This is a genomic window from Corynebacterium sp. sy017, from assembly GCF_017918135.1.
In the GTDB taxonomy this organism is placed as follows: Bacteria; Actinomycetota; Actinomycetes; order Mycobacteriales; family Mycobacteriaceae; genus Corynebacterium.
In genome coordinates this window covers 224119-245009 of the sequence record NZ_RZUE01000001.1, presented here as the reverse complement: position 1 = coordinate 245009, position 20891 = coordinate 224119, and the positions used below count along the sequence as shown (strand labels likewise).

General features: G+C 45.2%; 20 protein-coding genes, 4 tRNA genes and 1 pseudogene. 17 read left to right on the top strand and 8 right to left on the bottom strand.

The features are described from left to right. Positions 1–56 precede the first annotated feature (56 nt). Positions 57–1379, top strand: coding sequence for a DUF418 domain-containing protein (locus tag EML15_RS01130; protein ID WP_144273012.1), 1323 nt, complete (start codon positions 57–59; stop codon positions 1377–1379). Between the two features lie 79 nt (positions 1380–1458). On the opposite strand, the gene EML15_RS01125 is transcribed toward EML15_RS01130, so the two are convergent. Both EML15_RS01125 and ppgK read right to left on the bottom strand, forming a co-directional pair. Continuing rightward, positions 1459–3030, bottom strand: coding sequence for an RNA polymerase sigma factor (locus tag EML15_RS01125; RefSeq protein ID WP_144273011.1), 1572 nt, complete (start codon positions 3028–3030; stop codon positions 1459–1461). 252 nt (positions 3031–3282) lie between these two features. Continuing rightward, a complete protein-coding gene (gene ppgK / locus EML15_RS01120; protein ID WP_144273010.1) occupies positions 3283–4035 on the bottom strand; it encodes a polyphosphate--glucose phosphotransferase in 753 nt (250 codons plus the stop codon). A 333-nt stretch (positions 4036–4368) separates the two neighbouring features. On the opposite strand from ppgK, the gene EML15_RS01115 reads away from it, so the two are divergent. Next, complete coding sequence (locus tag EML15_RS01115) at positions 4369–4662, top strand: DUF4193 domain-containing protein (protein WP_144273009.1); 294 nt, start codon at positions 4369–4371, stop codon at positions 4660–4662. 119 nt (positions 4663–4781) lie between these two features. On the opposite strand, the gene EML15_RS01110 is transcribed toward EML15_RS01115, so the two are convergent. After that, the gene (locus EML15_RS01110; protein ID WP_144273008.1) at positions 4782–5270 is read right to left on the bottom strand and encodes a DUF3093 domain-containing protein; all 489 of its coding nucleotides are present in this window, start codon (positions 5268–5270) and stop codon (positions 4782–4784) included. Between the two features lie 129 nt (positions 5271–5399). Next, entirely contained in the window at positions 5400–5834 is a 435-nt protein-coding gene (locus EML15_RS01105; protein WP_144273007.1) for a DUF1801 domain-containing protein, read from the bottom strand. Between the two features lie 275 nt (positions 5835–6109). On the opposite strand from EML15_RS01105, the gene dut reads away from it, so the two are divergent. From dut to dxs, 4 genes are all read left to right on the top strand, one after another. Beyond that, positions 6110–6577: a dUTP diphosphatase gene (gene dut / locus EML15_RS01100; RefSeq protein ID WP_144273439.1), complete on the top strand. Its 468-nt coding sequence runs from the start codon at positions 6110–6112 to the stop codon at positions 6575–6577. A gap of 66 nt (positions 6578–6643) precedes the next feature. Continuing rightward, a complete protein-coding gene (locus EML15_RS01095) occupies positions 6644–7483 on the top strand; it encodes a DUF3710 domain-containing protein (protein ID WP_144273006.1) in 840 nt (279 codons plus the stop codon). Further along, positions 7483–8742 carry a TRAM domain-containing protein gene (locus EML15_RS01090; protein ID WP_144273005.1) on the top strand — a complete coding sequence of 420 codons (1260 nt, stop codon included), beginning with the start codon at positions 7483–7485 and terminating at the stop codon, positions 8740–8742. Before EML15_RS01095 ends, EML15_RS01090 begins: the two co-directional genes overlap by 1 nt. Before the next feature lie 151 nt (positions 8743–8893). Next, positions 8894–10813, top strand: a complete 1920-nt coding sequence (gene dxs / locus EML15_RS01085) for a 1-deoxy-D-xylulose-5-phosphate synthase (RefSeq protein WP_144273004.1) — start codon at positions 8894–8896, stop codon at positions 10811–10813. Between the two features lie 44 nt (positions 10814–10857). Here the strand turns inward: dxs and EML15_RS01080 are convergent, their stop codons facing one another. Beyond that, positions 10858–11490: a DUF3000 domain-containing protein gene (locus EML15_RS01080; RefSeq protein WP_144273003.1), complete on the bottom strand. Its 633-nt coding sequence runs from the start codon at positions 11488–11490 to the stop codon at positions 10858–10860. A 222-nt stretch (positions 11491–11712) separates the two neighbouring features. On the opposite strand from EML15_RS01080, the gene hemQ reads away from it, so the two are divergent. Then, positions 11713–12417: a hydrogen peroxide-dependent heme synthase gene (gene hemQ / locus EML15_RS01075; protein ID WP_144273002.1), complete on the top strand. Its 705-nt coding sequence runs from the start codon at positions 11713–11715 to the stop codon at positions 12415–12417. A gap of 45 nt (positions 12418–12462) precedes the next feature. On the opposite strand, the gene msrB is transcribed toward hemQ, so the two are convergent. The 3 genes from msrB to EML15_RS01060 form a co-directional block, all read right to left on the bottom strand. Then, entirely contained in the window at positions 12463–12870 is a 408-nt protein-coding gene (gene msrB / locus EML15_RS01070) for a peptide-methionine (R)-S-oxide reductase MsrB (protein ID WP_144273001.1), read from the bottom strand. Next, positions 12848–14128, bottom strand: coding sequence for a glycosyltransferase family 87 protein (locus tag EML15_RS01065; protein WP_185967134.1), 1281 nt, complete (start codon positions 14126–14128; stop codon positions 12848–12850). The genes msrB and EML15_RS01065 overlap by 23 nt, the downstream gene beginning before the upstream one ends. Positions 14129–14192: 64 nt before the next feature. Continuing rightward, complete coding sequence (locus EML15_RS01060; RefSeq protein WP_185967133.1) at positions 14193–14825, bottom strand: dihydrofolate reductase family protein; 633 nt, start codon at positions 14823–14825, stop codon at positions 14193–14195. A 274-nt stretch (positions 14826–15099) separates the two neighbouring features. Between EML15_RS01060 and EML15_RS01055 the strand changes: the two genes are divergently transcribed. The 10 genes and pseudogenes from EML15_RS01055 to EML15_RS01010 all read left to right on the top strand — a co-directional run bounded on the left by EML15_RS01055 (position 15100) and on the right by EML15_RS01010 (position 20793). Next, positions 15100–15172, top strand: a tRNA-Gly gene (locus EML15_RS01055). 32 nt (positions 15173–15204) lie between these two features. Continuing rightward, positions 15205–15279, top strand: a tRNA-Val gene (locus tag EML15_RS01050). 20 nt (positions 15280–15299) lie between these two features. Continuing rightward, positions 15300–15375: transfer RNA gene (locus tag EML15_RS01045), tRNA-Gly, on the top strand. Positions 15376–15409: 34 nt separating this feature from the next. Next, positions 15410–15480: transfer RNA gene (locus EML15_RS01040), tRNA-Cys, on the top strand. Positions 15481–15751: 271 nt separating this feature from the next. Continuing rightward, positions 15752–16777 carry an aldo/keto reductase gene (locus tag EML15_RS01035; RefSeq protein ID WP_144272998.1) on the top strand — a complete coding sequence of 342 codons (1026 nt, stop codon included), beginning with the start codon at positions 15752–15754 and terminating at the stop codon, positions 16775–16777. Between the two features lie 2 nt (positions 16778–16779). After that, positions 16780–17337: an isochorismatase family cysteine hydrolase gene (locus EML15_RS01030; protein ID WP_144272997.1), complete on the top strand. Its 558-nt coding sequence runs from the start codon at positions 16780–16782 to the stop codon at positions 17335–17337. A 27-nt stretch (positions 17338–17364) separates the two neighbouring features. Then, positions 17365–18315, top strand: a complete 951-nt coding sequence (locus tag EML15_RS01025) for a zinc-binding dehydrogenase (protein ID WP_144272996.1) — start codon at positions 17365–17367, stop codon at positions 18313–18315. 53 nt (positions 18316–18368) lie between these two features. Continuing rightward, positions 18369–18599: an ATP-binding cassette domain-containing protein gene (locus EML15_RS10175; RefSeq protein ID WP_144272995.1), complete on the top strand. Its 231-nt coding sequence runs from the start codon at positions 18369–18371 to the stop codon at positions 18597–18599. 13 nt (positions 18600–18612) lie between these two features. After that, a pseudogene (locus tag EML15_RS10170) lies at positions 18613–19020 on the top strand (ATP-binding cassette domain-containing protein); the annotation flags it as partial. A gap of 6 nt (positions 19021–19026) precedes the next feature. Beyond that, complete coding sequence (locus EML15_RS01010) at positions 19027–20793, top strand: hypothetical protein (RefSeq protein WP_144272993.1); 1767 nt, start codon at positions 19027–19029, stop codon at positions 20791–20793. Positions 20794–20891: the final 98 nt, after the last annotated feature.

Here is a 20891-nt window from a genome sequence, read left to right as displayed (position 1 = left end):
GTTTGGGTATTTGAGTGCAGTGAAGTAGCTAAACCGAGTGGATAAGGCGATAAATAATGAACCAAAAAACAAGACTTCTTCTTCCTGATTTTGCTCGTGGTCTAGCATTACTTGGTATTGCCATTGCAAACGTACTCACAATCTGGTGCTATTACGACGACGGCTTTTATAACAGGCTTAGCGTCACTGATTATGGAGCTATTCATTATCAGGCAGGAATACAACAAACCTTAGATAAAGTGACAATTGTGCTCGCCGCCATGTTTGCGCATGTACGTGGATTGCCAATGTTTAGCACCTTATTGGGCTACGGAATTGGTCTTATTCTGATGCGTGAGCTTAAAGCAGGAGCGCGTTTGTCGCAAGCACGTATGGTGCTTATTAGGCGCTATGCTTTTTTGGCGCTTTTTGGCGCTCTTCATGCTATTTTTCTTTTTAGTGGCGACATCATGCTCTTATATGGTGGAATAGCTGTTTTGCTTTCTTTTACGATTTCTTTGTCAGATAAGTGGTTGCTTGTTATTGCCGGTATTTTTTTCGCGCTCATCAGCATTATCACTGTTGGCAATATAATTTTCTTCTTGGATTGGAACAACAGCACAGCTATCGTTGATGATCCTTCTCTTGTTGGCGGACCGGGTAGTTATCCTGAGCAGTTACTTTTTGGTTTGATTGTGGTAGTAAGTAGTTTTATCCGAGTTCCGGCTGCTCTTTTTTCATTTGGGCCAGTGATCATACTGGGATTTGTCGCTGCACGACGAAATGTACTCACACGTATTGATCGTTATCGACGGCATCTATACGTATGGGCTGCTATTTATGTAGTTATTGTTTTTGGTATTGGGTTGCCTTGGGGTTTGTCGATGATTGGCGTGATACCAGGGTACGATATTTGGGGAGAGCTCAATAGTTCTTTGGGCGTACTTACCGGTCCTGGTTTTCTTGCACTACTTGCTTTGCTATTTGATCGCATTACTACTGATCAGAAACCACAAACATGGATGAAACCTTTTATTGCTTTAGGAAAGCGCTCGATGAGCGGATATCTTTTGCAATCTGTCTTCTTTTTTATCATTGTCAATAAATATACGCTGCATCAAGGAGTCAATGCTTCGGCATGGAAACTTGTGGCAATAGCATTTGGGGTATGGCTAGCGACGTTCATCATTGCCGGTATTTTAGAGAAACTAAAGAAACCAGGTCCGTTTGAGTGGTTGCATCGAAAGATTGGTTATGGAAAACCTAAGGCATATACTACGTTCGTGCTTTCAGATTTAGAGCAGATTAAGGCATTAGAGTATCAGCGCACAGGGTCAGAGTTTGATTTTGCCCGATACGTCGAAAAGCACAAGGAACAGCCAGTTACCACTGTTGTGTAACGTTGAGCCATAAAACCCAAAGCAGCATAGGGAAACCTTGAAAAAGGGAAGTCCCCATGCTGCTTGATTTTTGGAGAGGCTAATCGAGGTAATCGCGTAAAACTTGAGAACGAGAAGGATGACGTAGTTTCGACATAGTTTTCGACTCAATTTGGCGAATACGCTCACGGGTAACACCGTACACTTGACCAATTTCATCCAAGGTACGTGGCATACCGTCGGTAAGACCAAAACGCAGCTTTACGACACCTGCTTCACGCTCAGAAAGAGTATGAAGCACATCTTGGAGTTGATCTTGCAATAACGTGAAAGAAACAGCATCGACTGCAATTACGGCCTCTGAATCTTCGATAAAGTCACCAAGTTGGCTATCACCTTCATCACCAATGGTCTGATCCAAAGAGATAGGTTCACGAGCATATTGTTGAATCTCTAAAACTTTTTCTTCGGTGATATCCATTTCTTTGGCCAACTCTTGTGGCGTTGGCTCACGACCAAGATCCTGAAGAAGCTCACGCTGGATACGGCCAAGTTTATTAATGACCTCTACCATGTGAACAGGAATACGAATGGTACGAGCCTGATCAGCCATAGCACGGGTAATTGCTTGGCGAATCCACCAGGTTGCATAGGTAGAGAATTTATATCCCTTGGTATAGTCAAATTTCTCTACAGCGCGAATAAGACCCAAATTACCTTCTTGAATGAGGTCAAGGAAAGCCATGCCACGTCCGGTATAGCGCTTAGCAAGAGAAACAACAAGACGCAGATTTGCTTCTAATAAGTGGTTCTTCGCTTTGCGGCCGTCACGAGCAATAGCACGTAAATCGCGTTTGACTGCTGGTGTTAACTTAGCGTCTTTATCGCCATTATTATAGGCTTCTTCCATTTGCTCCATGCGGTACGTAGCATAAAGACCAGCCTCAACTCGCTTGGCGAGTGAGACTTCTTGCTCCGCATTGAGCAGTGCAACCTTACCAATTTGCTTAAGATAAGCGCGTACAGAGTCTGCTGAAGCAGTGAGTTCTGCGTCTTTACGAGCCTGGCGTAGTGCTTTGGATTCATCCTCATCCCAGACAGCAGAAGTATGCTCTTCATCATCTTCATCTTGGTCAAGCCCAACTTCAGATTCACCTTCATCAAGGTCATCGTCTAGGTCAGGATCGAAGTTTTCCTCATCCAGACCCACATCGAGGTCATCGGAGAATTCATCATTATCCTCTTCTAGAGTAAGCGGAGCATCATCGATATCAAACTCAGATGTTTGCTCAGCTTTATTCTTAGTAGGGGATTCTTCGTTAGCGGGTGCTTGCGGTTTCTCGGCAGCTATCTTTGTGGCTTTGCGGGTAGCTTTTTTAGCAGTTTTGCGTGCAGTCTTTTTAGCCGTTTTCTTCGTTGCAGATTTGACGCTACGCTTGCTGGTTTTCTTCGCAGGAGTGCGTGTTTCTGAAGCATCTGCAGCGTCGGAGGCTGCAGAGCGATCTTCTGTAGTAGCAGTAACAGAAAGATCTTGGAGAACGTCTACTGAAGTAGCAGCACGGGGAGTTACCTTACGTGCTGTCTTTTTTGCCGTACTTTTCTTTGCTGTCTTCTTCACAGCTTTACGGGTAGGAGCTGTAGCTGAAGAATCTGCATTTTCAGTGGCTGCCACGTACGCCCTTTCGCCTTCGGAGGATGAATATTGCGTGTCACAAAATAACTGCGGTCACTATAAGTTAAGAAACTGAGTTAACTTTGTTGAACGGTGTAGAACATGAACAAAACTATGCGATCTATATAACAAACCATCATGGAAGAATGACTATGTCTAGATGCTAGAAATGCTCATGTTCACAATCAAAGTGCCATTATAAAACATTTATAAAAACTATGCGTTGAACTGGCCTGAAAAACCAGGGAAACTTTAAGGCTTAAGAGCTTTTTCTACTGCTAATGCAGCCCCCACAATTCCTGCAGTATTACGCAACTGAGCTGGGATAACAGGGGTAGAATTTGTTAATTTTGGCACCCATTTTTCCGATTTACGAGAAATGCCACCACCAACAATAAAAACTGAGGGGAAAAACAACCGTTCGTATTCTTTGAGAACTTTACTTACTCGTTTCGCCCACTTGGTGTATGAAAGATCTTCTCGTTCTTTTACAGCAGAGGAAGCTAATTTTTCAGCTTCGATTTCCCCTATCAGCAAATGTCCCAATTCTGTGTTGGGCACAAGAGTGCCATTAACGAGAATTGCAGAGCCAATACCGGTACCGAACGTAAGTAAAATGCTCAATCCTTGCCGTGCTTGTGCATCACCATAAGCTACTTCAGCAAGACCTGCGGCATCGGCGTCGTTAAGCACGGAAATAGTGCGTTTACCAAGATGGTCGGTAAATAATTTTTGGACATCGACGCCAACCCATGAGGAATCTATATTAGCTGCAGTCAAAGCGGTCTGTTCCTTGATGACTGCTGGCAGCGTAATCCCTAGGTCACCATCCCATTGTGCTTGATCGACAATGCGAGCAACTGTTTGTGCAATCGCTGCAGGAGAAGCTGGTTGCGGGGTAGTGATTTTAATGCGTTCGCCGATGAACTGACCAGTATCAAGATCTACTTTGGCTCCTTTGATACCAGATCCGCCGACATCAATGCCAAATCCAACTCGTGTCATAGAGTCAAATTTTAACATTGCTCAAAGTAATATTCATTGCTTTTTATTCTTAGCGCGGTATGTGAGTGATAGTAATCAATACATGGTGCTGATATGGAGTGTTTTATTAGTGGATAAACGTACAGATAAAAGCAGGTTTTGCGAAAATAACTCCAGTGTTATATTTTAGGGCGTGACATACAGTGACAGGGAGACATATAGCGAGCATAGCGTGTCATATGAATATGATTCGCCTGTATATGTTTTACTATGCTGCGTCAGGAAGCTTAGAAAAAATATAAGTTTAAGGAATATCCTCGCCTTAGACTTAATCGTTAAGGAGCAAAAACGTTCATGGCAACCGATTACGATGCACCTCGTCGACGTGCAGAAGATGATCTAGAGATTGATTCTTTAGAAGGACTCAAAGCTGCAGAGGTATCTACTAGTGGCATCGACGACGATGGGGAGATTATTGAATCATTCGATATCCCACAAATGGACTTGTCTGGTGAGGAAAATGAGGTTGAGGTAGTTCCTCGTCGAGAGAATGAGTTTACATGTTCAAGTTGTTTCCTCGTGCAACGTCGTAATCGAATCTCGCATGTCGAAGATGATGGCTCAGTCATCTGTTTGGACTGCGCATAGAACTGGTTGATTACGCTAAGTGCAGCCACATATAACCACATATAAAAAATAATGATCCTCTCAAGAATGCTCTAGAGAGGATTTTGTTTTTCACCGCAGCATTTTTCTAAGGATCGTTCCTAGGGGACTTTGGGGATAAAAGCAGCAAGTAATGCTTCTGGATTGCGTGAGCTAACCAGCCAATAAGGGGTAGGATCATCTTGGTCATTAAGAACAAGCATGACCATTTCTGGCACCCAAGAACGTGAAATGATATAGGCAGCAGGGTCTAGTTGCCTACCCATAGCGTTACGTTTTGCAGTAGCAGGGACAGCTATGGAACGCGATACAACTGTATGCGGAAGATTAGCTTGACCAGAGACAAGCCACCTCGTACCATCAGGATCTTCTTCAATGCGGATGCGAGTATTAGACAGAGTAAGCAATACCCATACCGCAATAATGCTCAAGACGATTGCTGGAATGTATAACCACAAGACACTACGATTGAGCGCACATTGCGCAGTTAATAACGCAACAATAAAAACAGCAATGAGCCACCAATACCAGGGAACCCACTGACGCTCCGTATAAATAACTTTTGGCTGCTGGCTATCTAATTCAGTCACGTCTTTTAGTCTACTTTAACGATGAATGAGGCAAAAACAATCAACAAGAATGTTTTTGGCAACACACTTGAACCCTACAGAATCATTGCTCTTAGAGGCTCTATAGGGGTTACCGGCGATAGCGAAGATTTAACGCCAAAAATTACTGTATCCTTCTTTGTCTTTTATATTGAATTCAATCATTTTCCCGATTAGTTCTACAGCCATATCATCGCAATGCGCTTGTGTAATAGTCTTGGCACTAGGCCAAGGGACACGAACCAACATTGTGGTATGAGAGAGTTTTGCTTTGTCAAAATCCGCAGCGAACTTAGCAATTCCAGCTTGTTCTGGCGAAACAGCCATATGGTGTTTGGCATAGGAAAAGCCAATGATAAAAGTTCCGTGGTGTGTAAAAATAGGCTGATTCCATGCTATGCGGATATCCAATTGCGGATAGGCGTTATGAACCCACTCAAGTACCTCGAGCGCAAGACGCCGTTGCTGTTCATCGGCTATACGCTCGAGTACGGGGGCGAAGAACTCTGCTAAATCTTGACCATTCTGCCAGTGCTGTACAGCCATTATTCCTTTGCTCCTTTTACGTGATCTTCTGCGCTTCTTAAACGCTTATCAGAAACACAATCACATGCTAGATTATCTGATTTCGAGAAAAACAGTTGGTTCAACGCTTGCACAGTAGGTAGCGCTAACGTCGACATCATGCCGAGCTTAGCGGGTCGGGATCTTTTATAGATTGCGTAATTCCACTGATGAGCTGCTGATATGGTTCATGTTTATGCTCAACATGATATGCATAAGCGACAAGCGCTAAGGTAGTAAGTGCTATGAATAATGCTATGGAAAAAGATCAGAAAATAAACCAGAAGATAGACTCAGTCCAGATTCGTCGTCTTGATACAGAATTACCTATTCCGGTTCGCGCCCATCGTGGCGATGCTGGAGTTGATTTGTACTCTACAGAAACTATTAGCATTGAACCTGGTCAACGTGTTTTAGTTGGGACAGGAATTGCCATTGCACTACCACTGGGAACCGTTGGGTTAATTCATCCCCGGTCAGGTCGCGCATGGAAAGAAGGACTAAGCATTGTTAATACTCCAGGCACTATCGATGCAGACTATCGTGGAGAGATAAAAGTATGCCTGATCAATCTTGATCCGCATACACCTATTGAAATTAAGCGTGGACAACGTATTGCACAGTTAGTGGTTCAGAAAGTAGAACTCGTTGATTTTATCGAAGTTGATGAATTAGATGCCACTATACGAGGTGCAGATGGTTATGGTTCCACAGGGATCAAGTGAGATAAAAACAGCAGTACAGCACTTGCTTTTGGCATGCTAGAACCACAATAAGTTAAGGAGCACATTATGGCATTGTGGCGTTTTTTTAAGGATAAGAACCAGGAAAAGACTGATAATCATCCTGATGCTCACAGCGAACGTACGACGAAGAACCACCCCGAGTCATTAACTGATTCCGCTGAATCACAGCCCCAAGAGGGAACAAGCACATCAGATGCAGTAACTGCAGCAGAGAATACAGAGCGTAAAGACAAAGCTGACGCAGACATCCAGAACGTGCAAGAAACAGCGGAACAAACTTTCCATCTCGGTGCTGAAGGGCCTTTCGACGGCGACAGCATGAAATATGAGGACTTTGATTTTTCAGATTTTGGTGCACATGCCCTTAATCTCGGTTCAATGGTTATCACTCTGCCTCAAGATGCAGAGGTGCAAGTTGAGATGAATGACCAAGGACCCAAAATGCTGCATATTCTCACCCCCTATGGCAGATTAACTCCGGCAGCTTTCGCTGCTCCTACCTCCGGTGGACAATGGCGTAAAGCTGCTAAAGAAATCGCAGAGGGAATGCGCAACGATGGATTGACTGCCCAAATACATATGGGACCGTGGGGGCGGGAAGTCGTCGGTCGGGCAGCAGATGCTAAGGGGGTCGTTCGTGTCATCGGCGTAGAAAAATCACGCTGGATGTTGCGTATAACAGTAGCTTGCCCCGTAGAGTACGAGTCAGAAATGGTTGAGTTGGCGCGTGAAGTAATTGCTCGTACATTTGTATATCGCGGTTCACAACCGATTATGGCAGGAGAACCACTTCCTGTAGGGTTGCCAGAAGCTCTTGCTCAGCAAGTACAAGCTGAGCTTAAGCGTCGTCAAGCAAACCACAATCAGGCGCAGGAAAACACGTAATGACTACATATGAAAAGGGTACCCGCCATACGTTGCGCATTGAGCGCATGGCACATGGTGGGGAAGGGATCGGCCTCCTAGACGGACAGGTCGTTTTTGTAAAAAGTGCCTTTCCTGGCGACGAAGTCCTTGTGGAGATCACGCAAAAGAAGAAAAACTTTGCCCGTGCACGGCTGCTCAACATAGAGGTACCCTCTGCTCTGCGTACGAAGCATCGCTGTGAAGCAGCGCAGCATGGAGGCGGCTGCTGCGACTTGAGTGCTGTGAAACCAGAGAAGGAACTAGAACTTAAAGAACAAATTTTGCGAGATCAACTCTCTAGACTTGCCCAGATAGATCCTCTCCCACCAATTTCTGTGCATGATTTTGGTCTCACAACACAGTGGCGAACTCGTATGCGTCTCGGTACAGATACACAAGGTCGCGCCGGGGTGCGCCTTGTGCATTCTCGGGAAGTAGTGACAGACTATCCATGCTCTCAAGCAGTACCAGGATTGCTTGACGACATCACCTCTTATCGTTTTACACCTGGATCAGAAGTGATTGTGGTTGTTGATGATGAAGGACAGCGTAGTATCGTCGAAATCTCTAAAGCACCTCGCGGACGACGCAGTGAAAAGATTACAAAAGTAATAGCTGGTAGTGACACTGTTGTGCAGTGCGTAGGGGATGAGGAAGAACGTAACTTTACGATCCCTGCTACTGCTTTCTGGCAAGCGCATAAGAATGCTACTACCGCTTATACACACCAGATTAAGCAATGGATTAGCACGTGGTGTGAACAAAAACAGCACAGTAATCACCTTGTTGCATGGGATCTTTATGGTGGCGTGGGTGCTTTTGTACCAGGGATACTCGATGCTGTAGACACAGCTGTCTCTGTTCATTCTGTAGAGGCCTCAGCGCAATCTGTACGCGCAGGCGAGAGTGCTTTTGAGGAGGAAGGCGATGACAATTCCCATGTTGTCTTCCACTCGATGCCAGTAGAACAAGCACTAGGACAATTACCTAGTCCTGATATTGTGATCTCGGATCCACCGCGAGTAGGTGCTGGTGATCATGTTGTGTCTGCTATTGCTGCAGCATCTCCTCAACTAGCAATCCACATTGGCTGCGATCCTGCAACTTTCGCTCGCGATCTTAAGGCATGGATAGCTGGTGGTTATCGAGTATGCGAAATAGTGCTCTTTAATGCTTTCCCAGCAACTCATCATTTTGAGTGTTTAGCACTTATCGAGCCTGGTACACAGCAGGATTGAGCAGTAGCTTAAGAGCGATTGCGTCACTTCACGCTACAAGGAGTAAGATGTGGCAATGAATGTAATGAATATAAATAAAGGAAAAGAATAAAAAGTACGTGTGGCGCAAAAACATTGCAAAAACATGATGGAAGGATGCTCAACGTAAAGCATGGAAATTCTCAGCAGAATTAACTCTCCGGCGGATCTAAAAGCATTAACAGCTGAGGAAATCGCCACACTTGTTGATGAAATACGTTATTTTCTTGTCGAAAAAGTATCTGCAACAGGTGGACATCTAGGTCCTAACCTTGGCGTCGTGGAGTTGAGTGTAGCTATACATCGTGTTTTTGAGTCACCACATGATCCAATTATTTTTGATACTTCTCACCAATCCTATGTGCACAAGATTTTAACTGGTCGCGCTGCCGATTTTGATACATTAAGGCAAAAAGATGGATTGTCGGGGTATACGTGTCGTGAAGAAAGCGAACATGACTGGACAGAATCTTCTCATGCATCTGCTGCTCTTAGCTATGGTGATGGTTTAGCAAAAGCCTTCCAGATTAAAGGTGAGCATGATCGTAACGTAGCTGTTGTCGTAGGCGATGGAGCGCTTACTGGTGGTATGTGCTGGGAAGCACTCAATAACATCGCCACAGGAAAAGATCGCAATGTCGTGGTTATCGTCAATGATAATGGCCGTAGCTATTCCCCAACTATTGGTGGTTTGGCAGAAAACCTGGCAGGACTTCGCAAAATACGTACCCAACCGCTCTATGACCGACTCATGGCGCAAGGAAAAGAAACCCTTAAGTCTTTAGGTTGGTTAGGCGAACGCGCCTTTGAGGCACTCCATGCTGTAAAAGAAGGCGTCAAATCCACTGTTATTCCAACAGAAATGTTTTCTGATTTAGGCATGAAATACGTCGGTCCTGTGGATGGTCATGATGTTGGGGCTGTGGAATCAGCCTTGCAGTATGCTCGTGCCTATCACGGGCCGATTATTGTTCATGTGGTTACCGAGAAGGGGCGCGGATATTTACCTGCAGAAAATGATGAAGCAGAACTTATGCACGCTACCGGTGTCATTGATCCTAAGACTGGAGAGCCAATTGGTGCTAAGAATCCTGGTTGGACTCAGGTCTTTAGCAAAGAACTTCTTGCCCTTGGCCAAGAACGAGAAGATATTGTGGCCATCACTGCGGCAATGTCTGGTCCTACAGGATTGGCTCCTTTTGGAGAGAAATACCCAGAGCGTTTTTTTGACGTCGGTATTGCTGAGCAACATGCGCTGACTTCTGCTGCAGGAATGGCCCTAGCAGGATTGCATCCAGTGGTTGCGCTATATTCTACGTTCCTCAACCGAGCGTTCGACCAACTGCTCATGGACGTTGCGCTCTTAGACTTACCAGTAACATTAGTGCTTGACCGTGCAGGAGTTACCGGCTCTGATGGTGCAAGCCACAATGGTGTGTGGGATTTTGCAATAGCAGGTTTGATTCCACGAGTACGGGTCGCTGCTCCTCGTGATGGTGCCCAGCTCAAGGTACTATTCCGAGAGGCTGTCACTGTGCCAGCACCTACAATTGTGCGTTTTCCTAAAGGAGATTTACCTCAGGAAATCCCAGCAATAGAAGTGCTGAGCGACGGTGCAGAGATTATTCATTCTTCTTGCCACGATGATAAAAAAAACGCAGAAAGCAAGGAAACATCTCCAGCAATTTTGATTGTTGCCATTGGTGCGATGGCAACAAATGTCATGGCCGTATGCAGTGAACTTGCTCATTCTGGATTAAACATTACTGTCGTCGATCCACGCTGGGTTATTCCTGTATCCACTGATCTGGTTTCTTTTGCCCAGCAATATGACCTCATCGTCACTGTGGAAGATGCTATGTTGCATGGTGGCGTGGGATCATTATTTGCTCAAGCCCTTGCTGAGGCCAATAGTGATATACCGGTGCGGCATTTGGCTTTCCCACAATTTTTCCCTTTGCATGCCAGCCGCAACGAATTATTAAAACAAGTAGGTCTTGATGCTCCTGGAATTGCTGAGTCAATCAAGAAGTGGGCTGATGAAATGAAATAATAATGTCGGGAGCAAAGCAATTTCTCCCGACATTTTCTTATCTCTTATGCGCCTAAAACAGTTACGCCCTCTGGCGGTAGGCCGGCGACATTAGCGAGGACTTCTGCAAAAGCTCGAACATGATTCTCTAGATTCTCTTCAGCCGGAGTCCAACTGGCTCGCATTTCTACTTGATAAGCTCGTGGCGGACCACCGATATCGCCAAAGCGTACTGAGGTAGTTGAGGTAACAGTGCCGCCAAGGTTGGAGAAAGGCGCTTGCGTTTGCTCGAGAGATTCCGTAAGCCATTGCCAGGCAACATCAGGCAATAGCGGATCATTGGCAACAGAATCGTCCATATCTGCTTGAATATATGCCACCAAGCGCATGGAACCTTCCCATGTGTCTTCTGAACGAGGATCATAGAGTAAGATCAACCGCCCAAAGGCATCACCTTCATTGCCTTCATCAGGGTGAGATTCTGTTTCGGCACTTTGTTTGGTGATTTCTAACCCAATAGCGTGGCTAAAAGTTGCTAGTTTACGTGGCGGGCGAATCGTGCTCAGGCTAATCTCCGGACGCAGATGTGCGTGGTGCATGGACTCAGTTGCGCGCAAAAATTCATCAGGAGTGTTTTCCGATTCAACAGGTTGCGCGAGGCGGGGTACTATCGACGACGTTGCACGAGATTCAGTCACAAAAATAGCTAACTATGTTTGAGGAGCGAAAATGCGAAGGCGCGCCGAATAAGCTAGGTGGTACATGATAAAAGATGAGCAACGATGAACGGAATGCAAATAAGAGAAAAAAATCACTGTGATTGATGATGAAAAAACGTCATTATCCAACTTATGATGGATAACAGTGAGTATTAGCTTAATGCAAAGCTCAATACGCGATCCGATGGAAAGGTTACTATCGTGGCTGAAAAGCTAGATTTCGATGAATTAAATTCCCGCCAATGCTACTCTCAATGGGCAGCGTTTAAGATTATTCCTGGTGCTTTGGGGACTGAGCGTACAGAAATTATCCAGCAAGCTCGTGATTTTTTCTCTCGTATCAGCGATGACGCTGTTGTGACAGTTCGTGGTGTTTATGATATTACCGGTTGTCGTGCAGAAGCAGATTTCCTCATTTGGTGGTATGCAACTGAATTTGATCAGTTGCAGAAAGTTTTTAATGAGTTCCGTCGCGATACTGTTTTGGGGCAGGTAAGTGAAGTTTTTTGGATCGGAAATGCTTTGCACCGACCAAGTGAGTTTAATAAATCACATTTGCCATCATTCATAATGGGCGAGCAGCCAGGTAATTGGGTTACTGTCTACCCATTTGTACGTTCTTATGATTGGTATGTCATGGATGCGCAGAAGCGTCGTCGTATTCTAGCTGAACATGGTCAAGCTGCGCGTGATTTTCCAGATGTACGCGCAAATACGGTTCCTGCTTTTGCATTAGGAGACTATGAGTGGATTCTTGCTTTCGAGGCGCAAGAATTGCATCGAATTGTGGATTTGATGCACAAAATGCGCTACACCGAAGCACGTTTGCACGTTCGGGAAGAAATACCATTCTTTACTGGGCGTCGAGTAGCAGATATTAAAGAGCTTATCGACGTACTTCCTTAATATGCTGGGATATGGAAAAGGGCGGAAAATGTTTCCGCCCTTTTCTTATACTTCGCCTTCGGCAAATTTTAGTGATATTGAGTTAATGCAATAGCGCAAATCTGTGGGAGTATCATAACCCTCACCAGAAAATACGTGTCCAAGGTGACTGCCACAAGTTGCACATAGTACCTCTGTGCGCACCATACCTAAAGAAGTATCTTCTCGTTCAATTATTTTATCGCCGGCAAGAGGAGAGAAGAATGAAGGCCAGCCACAATGCGAATCGAATTTTTCTGTTGATCTAAACAATTCCGTATTGCAACCACGACATGAGTAAATGCCTTCTGCGGTGGTATTGGTATATTCGCCAGTATGTGGTGCTTCAGTTCCTGCTTGGCGCAGTACACGATATTCTTCTGCGCTAAGCCGTTCCCGCCACTGGGCGTCGCTAAGAAATTGGAACTTGGTCATGTGTTTCCTTGCTCCCTTTCTTCATTGTAGGATTTTCTGAATAGTACCAATAAATAGCAGTAATACTGATTACGATAATGAGCAAAGCCCACGCGAGGGTTGCTTGGACAGTAACAAACCAATGACCAAAATTAAACCACTCGTCTGATTCCCATAGGTCAGCGCTTAAGCATAGATAGAAAGCAATCCATGCCACAGGATTGGCGACGATAGAGCCTTTTTTGGCAATAGTGAACACCAGTGGGAAAAGGAAAAGCGAATAGTACATCTGCCCGAGTGAAGACAAGAGAAAAACACCAGTCAGGAGCAAACTAGCTGTATAGATAGCCCACTCAAGTGGTTGCTTTTCCCGAATACGTAACAAGAAGAATAGCCCTGCGATAATGACAAGCGCAAAGAACGCAAAGGCGATTTTGTGTATCCATTCTGGGAATCCAAAATACACGAACACACCTGCTAAAGATGAATTGGCATAATTGCGTACTTCCCCTAAATATGGAGTAACAATGCTGAGATAGTCTCCTGCCTGTGGGATGATATTCCAAGCAATCAGGTTCATCAGGACGGGTACTGCAATACCGAGCACAATGGTTTTCCACTGTACCTTGATAAAAGGAATGAAAAGCAACGGCAGGAATAAGGGTTTAACAAGGATTGCTAGTCCGATAATAATGCCTGCAATGATTTCCTTGTTTTTCCACTGCGCCCACAAAAATGTAGTTAGTGCGAGCAAAAGTATGCCATTGATATTGCCAAAAACAATGGTGTTACGTACTGCTTCGGTATGAAAAGCAACAATGAGAGCTGCTGGGAAGAAAAGGGACGAGAGGCGATAGCCTGCAAAACTCTTAAGGAGAAACCCAATGGCAAAAATGATGGCGAGCATATTCACCAAGATGAACAGCAAACGTGCCAGTGAAGCGTCGCTTAGTAATGCAACCGGTGTTAACAGTAGGGTAGCACCTGGATTATAGAGATAATGTGGATCAACAAAATAGTAGTTCTCGGAATAGACCGCAACGCCTTCTATGCTGCGTCGTACGGCATTGTAGACAGTAGAGAAGTCATCGGTGGTGTTCCCATTGACGCAGAGGATGAAATAGCGATGAAGTAGGGTGAATATGGCAATAGGCCATAGCGCTGCATTGCCTATGACATCGAACTTTGAGGTATCTAAGGGCAGTGTTGTTAGCGTTGTTGTAGCTCGGCTTTGACTGACCCACACTGTACTAAGACGTTTTCTAAGAGCTTCTACCACTAGGCAGACGCTACCATAGTGCTGCGACGTAGGGAGTGCGATACGCTCGAAAGTAATAAAATTTCTAGATCTTTTTATAGCGCAAAAATAGTATTCCGTCTGAAGTAGCTTGATAGTGTTCTAACGCGAAAGAGATGCGTGTACTGGGCGCAGAGGAAGCGCTGGTTGCTGTGCATAAAGGCGGAAAAAGCATAGTGGCGTCTGAGCTTATGCATGGATCAAGCGTGAGATAGAACTTATCTATGCAATTATGTGCAGCGAATAAAGAATAAATGCTTGGTCCACCTTCGCAGACCATTTTCCGAAAACCACGTTGTCGTAGTGTTGCGATAACCTCCCGCGGATTATGCGTATCTATCCTGTGCACCTCTAAGCCACGTTGCTTAAGTTTTTGAGCCTGCGCTATGTTCTCTGGATTATTTTTGCTGAGCAAAAAAATGGGTGCAGTGGTGTAGGAATGGAAGAACTTGCTATCAAAATCAAACACACCACTATTGCTCAGAACTGCAAAAGGAGCAGGAGTATCAGTTTTCCTGTGTGCTTGGATACCGCCATAGTTCTCCGCGCGTATAGTTCCTGCCCCGACAATAACAACATCAGCCCAGGTGCGCAGGCTAAGTAATAATTGGGTATCTGTGGCATTGCCTAAACTTTGCGAGGATCCGGCAATGCTTGCACGCCCATTGATTGTAGACACTGCGATTGCTCTGAGTTCATAGGGATGGGTAGGGGTATTAGATCCTAGTAACGCGTCTATGCTTGCAGCCTCGTTTTGTGTGCTGGATATGGGGGATAATGACATGGAAAGTAAGTTTCTTTAATCGGCGATAGTTGATGGCATGTAAAAATTCTAGTAACTTTGCGTGGAGTATTACATCTTTGTAGCTTAAAAACATACTGATAACCAGGCGATTTGTAAAGATGGATAGTTGGCACTAATGTTTTTCACGCACGACATAATGTTTTGCAAAGCGGATGTAGCGCAGTTGGTAGCGCATCACCTTGCCAAGGTGAGGGTCGCGAGTTCGAGTCTCGTCATCCGCTCTGATGTTTATATAGGTTCTATGTAAACTAATGCGCGTTTAGCTCAGTGGGAGAGCGCTTCCCTGACACGGAAGAGGTCACTGGTTCAATCCCAGTAATGCGCACCAGGGTTGTTAATAGCCCTTTTGCGGATGTAGCGCAGTTGGTAGCGCATCACCTTGCCAAGGTGAGGGTCGCGAGTTCGAGTCTCGTCATCCGCTCCAAGCGTTTAGTACGCTGATAGTATTAACACGCTGCGGTGGAATGGCCGAGTGGCGAGGCAACGGTCTGCAAAACCGTGTACACGGGTTCGATTCCCGTTTCCACCTCAATATATCTATTGGGCAGAACTGAAACCGATGAACCCATTTAGTGCCCTACATTAATTCATTGACTAGCGCGCAATAAGAAATTACAGTGTTCACGATTTTCATCCTTCGGTCACTAAAAGTACAAGGGTGTGTTTCACACTAGCTCAAGGTAGAGGGCTAATCCAGGGGGAAGAGAAACAGTCTGTGCACTTGACGAAAGCAAAAAAGCTGCATATATATATTGCATTTTGCATAAAAGCTATCGTGCGTTTCAACCGAAGGAGCTGCTATGCTTCAGAAAAATTTTTTCGCTCACCGTGCAGGTTTAGGTTGCATGGGGTACAGCTGGGGTTACAGCTTGCCAGGTCAGCTGGATGATGAACACTCTATCCGTAGCATTCGTCAGGCATACGACGCCGGCGTTCGACATTTCGATACCAGCGATATGTATGGCAGCGGTCACAATGAAACCTTGTTGTCACGTGCCTTAGAAGGGCTGCACGATGTATGCATCGCCACCAAAGGTGGGATAATCGTTGATTCTGTGGAACCACTATCCATGCATCTTAATGGTGCACCAGAATATATATCTGCTGCGATCGACAACTCATTAAAACGTTTAGGTAGGGATCATATAGAGCTTTATTACCTCCATAGAGTTGATCCGAACACTCCTATTGAGGAAACAATGACAGCTCTGGCTAGGGCACAGCAACAGGGGAAAATAGGTGCGATTGGTGTGAGCGAGCCAGATGCTCAGACGCTATCGCGTGCTCTTGATGTTGTGAAAATTGATGTGGTTCAATCTGAGCTTTCTGTATGGACTCGTGATCCGTTGAAGGGTTCGGAAACTGAGACATCGGGTGCGGTATCCGCTGACTCTACTGAATCTGTTTCTCTTACTAGGTCTTATGAGTCCAATACTCTGAGCGTGATGGAATTATGTGCAGCTAATGATATTAAGTTTGTTGCTTTTTCACCGCTAGGGCGAGGGTTTCTGACTGGAAAACTGGATGTCTCCACCTTGAAGAAGAATGATTTTCGCCAGTGGATGCCACGTTTTCAAGATGAAGCTAGAAAGCGTAACCAAAACATTGTTGATACCTTAACCTCTATTGCGCAACGTCACGGTGCGCACCCTTCACAGGTAGCTCTTGCCTGGGTATATGCCCAAGGAGAGAACGTGTATGCGATTCCTGGAAGTCGGAAAATTGAGCATGTTCGGCAGAATATGGAAGCGGAAAAATTGACGCTATCCAACCAAGAAATCGCAGAAATAACGGCTGTACCACTGCCACAAGAAAGCAGATACTAAAAATGTGCACTGAAAGTCTTGAACACCAAGCCATTCAAGAAATGAACGGTGTGGATGCTCTGGTAGTCATTGATGTTCAAGAATGGATCGTCTCTTTAGATTTATTTCCTGTAACGGGTCAGAAACTTGCTCACAAGATTGAAAATATCGTGGAAAAATGGCGTGAGCTATACCCGAATAAACCTGTTGTATGGATTGCTTTCCTGAGAGCCGATGGTAGCGATGGTGGTTTAGACGGCCGTGCGGGTTTGAGTATAAGAAAAACAGATGATGAAGCACTACTGATCAAGTACGGGATAAGCGCTTTCCAGGGAACACGTTTACATCACTATCTCTCTGAGCATGACGTGCGCAGTTTTATCACAGTGGGAATTGCGACAGATTATGCCATCGCTGCTACTGCTCTAGACGCAATACAGCATGGTTATCAGGTGTGGGTTCCTGCCGATGGTTGTGTTGCTACGTCAACATATGCACATAAGAAAACTCTAGAGAAGCTATCTGAACGTGGTGTCTGTACTAAACCGTATGGTCTTACTGTCAGTCCAAACAATACGTAAATATTTCATAAATGCTAAGGAATAAAAATGAAAAAATACATGATTAACAACCGTGCAGGGGTATCGGAATTAGTGCTGGAGGAAGCACAGCCCAGTGCTTTGGGAGAGTGTGATGTTGAAATACAGGTAACCCACAGTGGTTTGGGGCTTATCGACGCTCTGCAATTTTCCGGTGTGATGGGCGATATGCAAGGGCATACACCTGGTTTAGAAGTAGAAGGATTTATACGCACAGTTGGGGCTGCTGTCACAAACCTCCAAGAAGGCGACAGGGTTGCTGCAATGTGCTTTGGTGCTGGATTAGCTACTGTTTTGGTTACTCATTCTGATTTCGTGGTAAAAATTGATGAACGAATACCTGCAGGAATGGGCGCTATTTCTCTCGTTAATACGGTTACCGCAAAGGAAAGTCTTTCTATTGCGCGAACAATCGGGCGTTTTGAGCGTGTGCTAGTTCATGCAGGAGTGGGAGGACTAGGAACACAGTTTGGGCAAATAGCCAGTATGTTAGATGCGAAGCATATTGATGCTGTTGTGGGAAATGATGAAAAAGCAATCCTGGCTAAAGATATGGGCTACCACGATGTATATTATCGTCACGCTTTATCTGATATTCCTGAAGAATTTTATGATGTCGTCATTGATTCTGTCGGTGCTCAGGCAACCACATCTAGTTTCGAGAAACTGCGCAGTGGTGGGCGCGTTATAAAAGTAGGTAATAGTTCTGGCAAGGAAGCACAACAGTTTGATTCCTTAAAATTCTGGTTCGAGAATAAAACTGTTATCGGTTTTAACGTAGGTCTATGGATCATGGAAGATACTGAACGTGCACATGCAGCTATGGAATGGGCAGTAGAACAAGTTGCAGAAGGTGCTATTCGGATTCCTTATGAGGTGCGTCCCGTGGCGCAGTTGGAAGACTCTCTTGCTGATCTTCTTAATGGAAAAGTTATGGGGAAATTAGTAGTGGAGTGGTAACTTCACCTTCTGTCCCAGTGGCGAGCCATGAGATATAGATACATAATGTTCTCATGGCTCTTGATGTTTCTAATTTATCTTTTAGATATGGCAAACGCTCCGAATGGTTGTTTCATAAGCTAAATTTCCATGTAGATAATGGTTCTATTATGTGGCTTAAAGGCCCATCGGGATGCGGTAAATCTACCTTATTGGAAATGTTGGCACTGCTACGGAACCCACTAAGTGGAAGTATTACTTTTAATGGTGCCGTAATAGGGGGGGGCAAAGCCCAAGTTTCGTGATGCTGCTGAGCTAAGAGCCCAGCACATGGGGATAGTTTTCCAAAATAGTGACTTAGTAGAAGTTCTTACCCTTCAAGAAAATATTGAATTAGCCATCGACATTGCTAGAGCCAACACGGATATGAAACATCAAGGCAATGTCTTGCTGAAACGTTTTGGTTTAGAGCATGTAGCGAATGCGCTCCCACGGGAAGTCTCTGGAGGGCAACGCCAACGTGCAGCGCTTGCCAGAGCATTAGCTGTTCAACCAGCATTATTGCTCTGCGATGAACCTACTAGCGCACTAGACCCTGAGAACGTGTCTATTGTTCTTAAAGAAATACGAGAATACGTCACCACTCACAAAGCAGTTGCAGTAGTCGTATCACATGACCCGTCAATAAGTACCATCGTGGATACCGAGCTTGAGTTGGGTGCGTGATCGTCAATGTATCGCAACGCATTAACGAAGATTCGTTCCCGCCATATTCGCTCCCTGATTCCCGTCATTGTGGTGCAGCTTATTGTGGGGCTGATGCTTGGCGCGATGTTTTCTGTACTGCTATCCACAGAAGCTGCCCCGGATATGTCGGCAGGAATGACCTACTCTGTTATATTTTCATTCTTTCCATTTTATTTTGGTGTATCTACAACCATACGGCACGCAATTACTGCACGGATAGGAGAATACAATTCTCTCTATCTCATGGGTGTTCCTGCCCGTTATATCCGCAGAAATATATACAAGGAAGCGTTGCTGGGCGCCTGCGCAGTAGCAATCCTATCGAGTCTGCTAGCGCGGCCGATACTCACAGTATTAGTAGCTACTTTATATGGGAATCTTGGTGGCAGCGTACCAGAAGTTTTAGGTTCTCCATATGTCAACGGATTAATTGTTTTCCTACTTATTGCGGCATTCTCCTGCTGGGCAGTGCGTCGAGCGCTGAGGAAAGAACTTGGGGTGCGGGTGGGCGCTGGACAAAAAATCATTGCTGCTCCCCGTACACGTCACATCGTTGTTAGCGCGTGTTGCCTTGGCGCTGTGCTGATAGCAGGGATCTTCTCTATGTTTGCTGGAGATTCCGGTATCCCATCATTGCTTATTATCTTTGCACCTTTATTACTTGCCGCCTCAGCTCTTTTTATCCTGGTTGTGAGCACTAAAGCAATAGAAGAAACATCAAGAAAAATATTTAGTTGGTCAGCATTAAGCCTTGCTTCGAGGCAAATCAGATTGATTCCAGCGGTAGGAATACTATCTTTGTTAATCCTTTTTATTTGCGCACCCCTTGCTCTTTTTGTGAGTAACGATGCCTCTATCGAAGGCGCACGCATCGCAACAGCAGCTCGGGTAAAAAATATTAATCTTATACAAGATAAAAACGCCACATTTATAGCACCAAGCCAGGCAGAAAAACTATGCAACACGATCGGACCCCATTGTGCTGGCGTGCTCAGTTGGGCGTATGCCCTTCGTGAAGCAGATATGGAATCTGATAGTACCAACCCACACGATTATCATCCTGCACAAGATTCAGAAGCTACGGATTATGTGCTGGTGGGAAGCACACCCACAGTTACCAGTGCTCTTCTGCATGAACCTCAGGATATTACAACGATCGTTTCACCCTTTACCGAGCCGTGGCTAGTTCCTTGGGCGGCCGTAGAAGCAAGTTCCCGTGCACACGCTTATGATGGTTCACGTATCGGTTCTGTCGTCGTACTCACAGATGACGCAGACACAACCACGATAGAAACTCTTGTGCCACAAGAAGATTATCGCATCATACAAGCGCAAGAATTGGCGCAGAATATCCCCGAAAAAATATTTTACGGGCCTCACGGTACCGGAACAGCGGAGTTTATCCCCTTATTCGCTTCTGTTATTTTAGGCTGTTCAGTCTGCGTTTTTGGTCTTCTGCTGGGGAGACAGAAACTCTATACCCCATTGCTTGAGCAATTATCCGTCATGGGTATGAGTGCAAAGAAAATAGCGCGTGTACGTTTCTTTAGTAATATTCTGCCAGCGGTCTTAGCATTGGCAGTCGCCTTTATTTTCGGAGTTATTTCCTACTCCATGATGATCTCTACCTTCGGGTTTATACAAGTAGGTATCCCGCCCCTGCCGGTAGGGTTAGTATGCTATCTGATTGTGGTCATTATGCTTTCGGCTGTTATGGCTAGTGTGAACATAGGGAAGCAGATGAAACCGTAGGGTTGCGCTAATTTTTCTGTTCTTGTTGGAACTATTGGGTGCTTTGTAACGACTTATTATATGGATGACTTATGAGTATGTGACCATACTGCATTGTC

Excerpts from the sequence above, each read along its gene's own strand:
- dut (WP_144273439.1), top strand. The coding sequence starts at position 6,110 with ATGGAAAAAGATCAGAAAATAAACCAGAAGATAGACTCAGTCCAGATT.
- EML15_RS01105 (WP_144273007.1), bottom strand. The coding sequence starts at position 5,834 with ATGGCTGTACAGCACTGGCAGAATGGTCAAGATTTAGCAGAGTTCTTC.
- EML15_RS10175 (WP_144272995.1), top strand. The coding sequence starts at position 18,369 with ATGGCTCTTGATGTTTCTAATTTATCTTTTAGATATGGCAAACGCTCC.
- EML15_RS01115 (WP_144273009.1), top strand. The coding sequence starts at position 4,369 with ATGGCAACCGATTACGATGCACCTCGTCGACGTGCAGAAGATGATCTA.
- EML15_RS01030 (WP_144272997.1), top strand. The coding sequence starts at position 16,780 with ATGTGCACTGAAAGTCTTGAACACCAAGCCATTCAAGAAATGAACGGT.
- EML15_RS01010 (WP_144272993.1), top strand. The coding sequence starts at position 19,027 with ATGTATCGCAACGCATTAACGAAGATTCGTTCCCGCCATATTCGCTCC.
- EML15_RS01130 (WP_144273012.1), top strand. The coding sequence starts at position 57 with ATGAACCAAAAAACAAGACTTCTTCTTCCTGATTTTGCTCGTGGTCTA.
- ppgK (WP_144273010.1), bottom strand. The coding sequence starts at position 4,035 with ATGACACGAGTTGGATTTGGCATTGATGTCGGCGGATCTGGTATCAAA.
- EML15_RS01090 (WP_144273005.1), top strand. The coding sequence starts at position 7,483 with ATGACTACATATGAAAAGGGTACCCGCCATACGTTGCGCATTGAGCGC.
- EML15_RS01025 (WP_144272996.1), top strand. The coding sequence starts at position 17,365 with ATGAAAAAATACATGATTAACAACCGTGCAGGGGTATCGGAATTAGTG.
- msrB (WP_144273001.1), bottom strand. The coding sequence starts at position 12,870 with ATGACCAAGTTCCAATTTCTTAGCGACGCCCAGTGGCGGGAACGGCTT.
- EML15_RS01035 (WP_144272998.1), top strand. The coding sequence starts at position 15,752 with ATGCTTCAGAAAAATTTTTTCGCTCACCGTGCAGGTTTAGGTTGCATG.
- EML15_RS01095 (WP_144273006.1), top strand. The coding sequence starts at position 6,644 with ATGGCATTGTGGCGTTTTTTTAAGGATAAGAACCAGGAAAAGACTGAT.
- dxs (WP_144273004.1), top strand. The coding sequence starts at position 8,894 with ATGGAAATTCTCAGCAGAATTAACTCTCCGGCGGATCTAAAAGCATTA.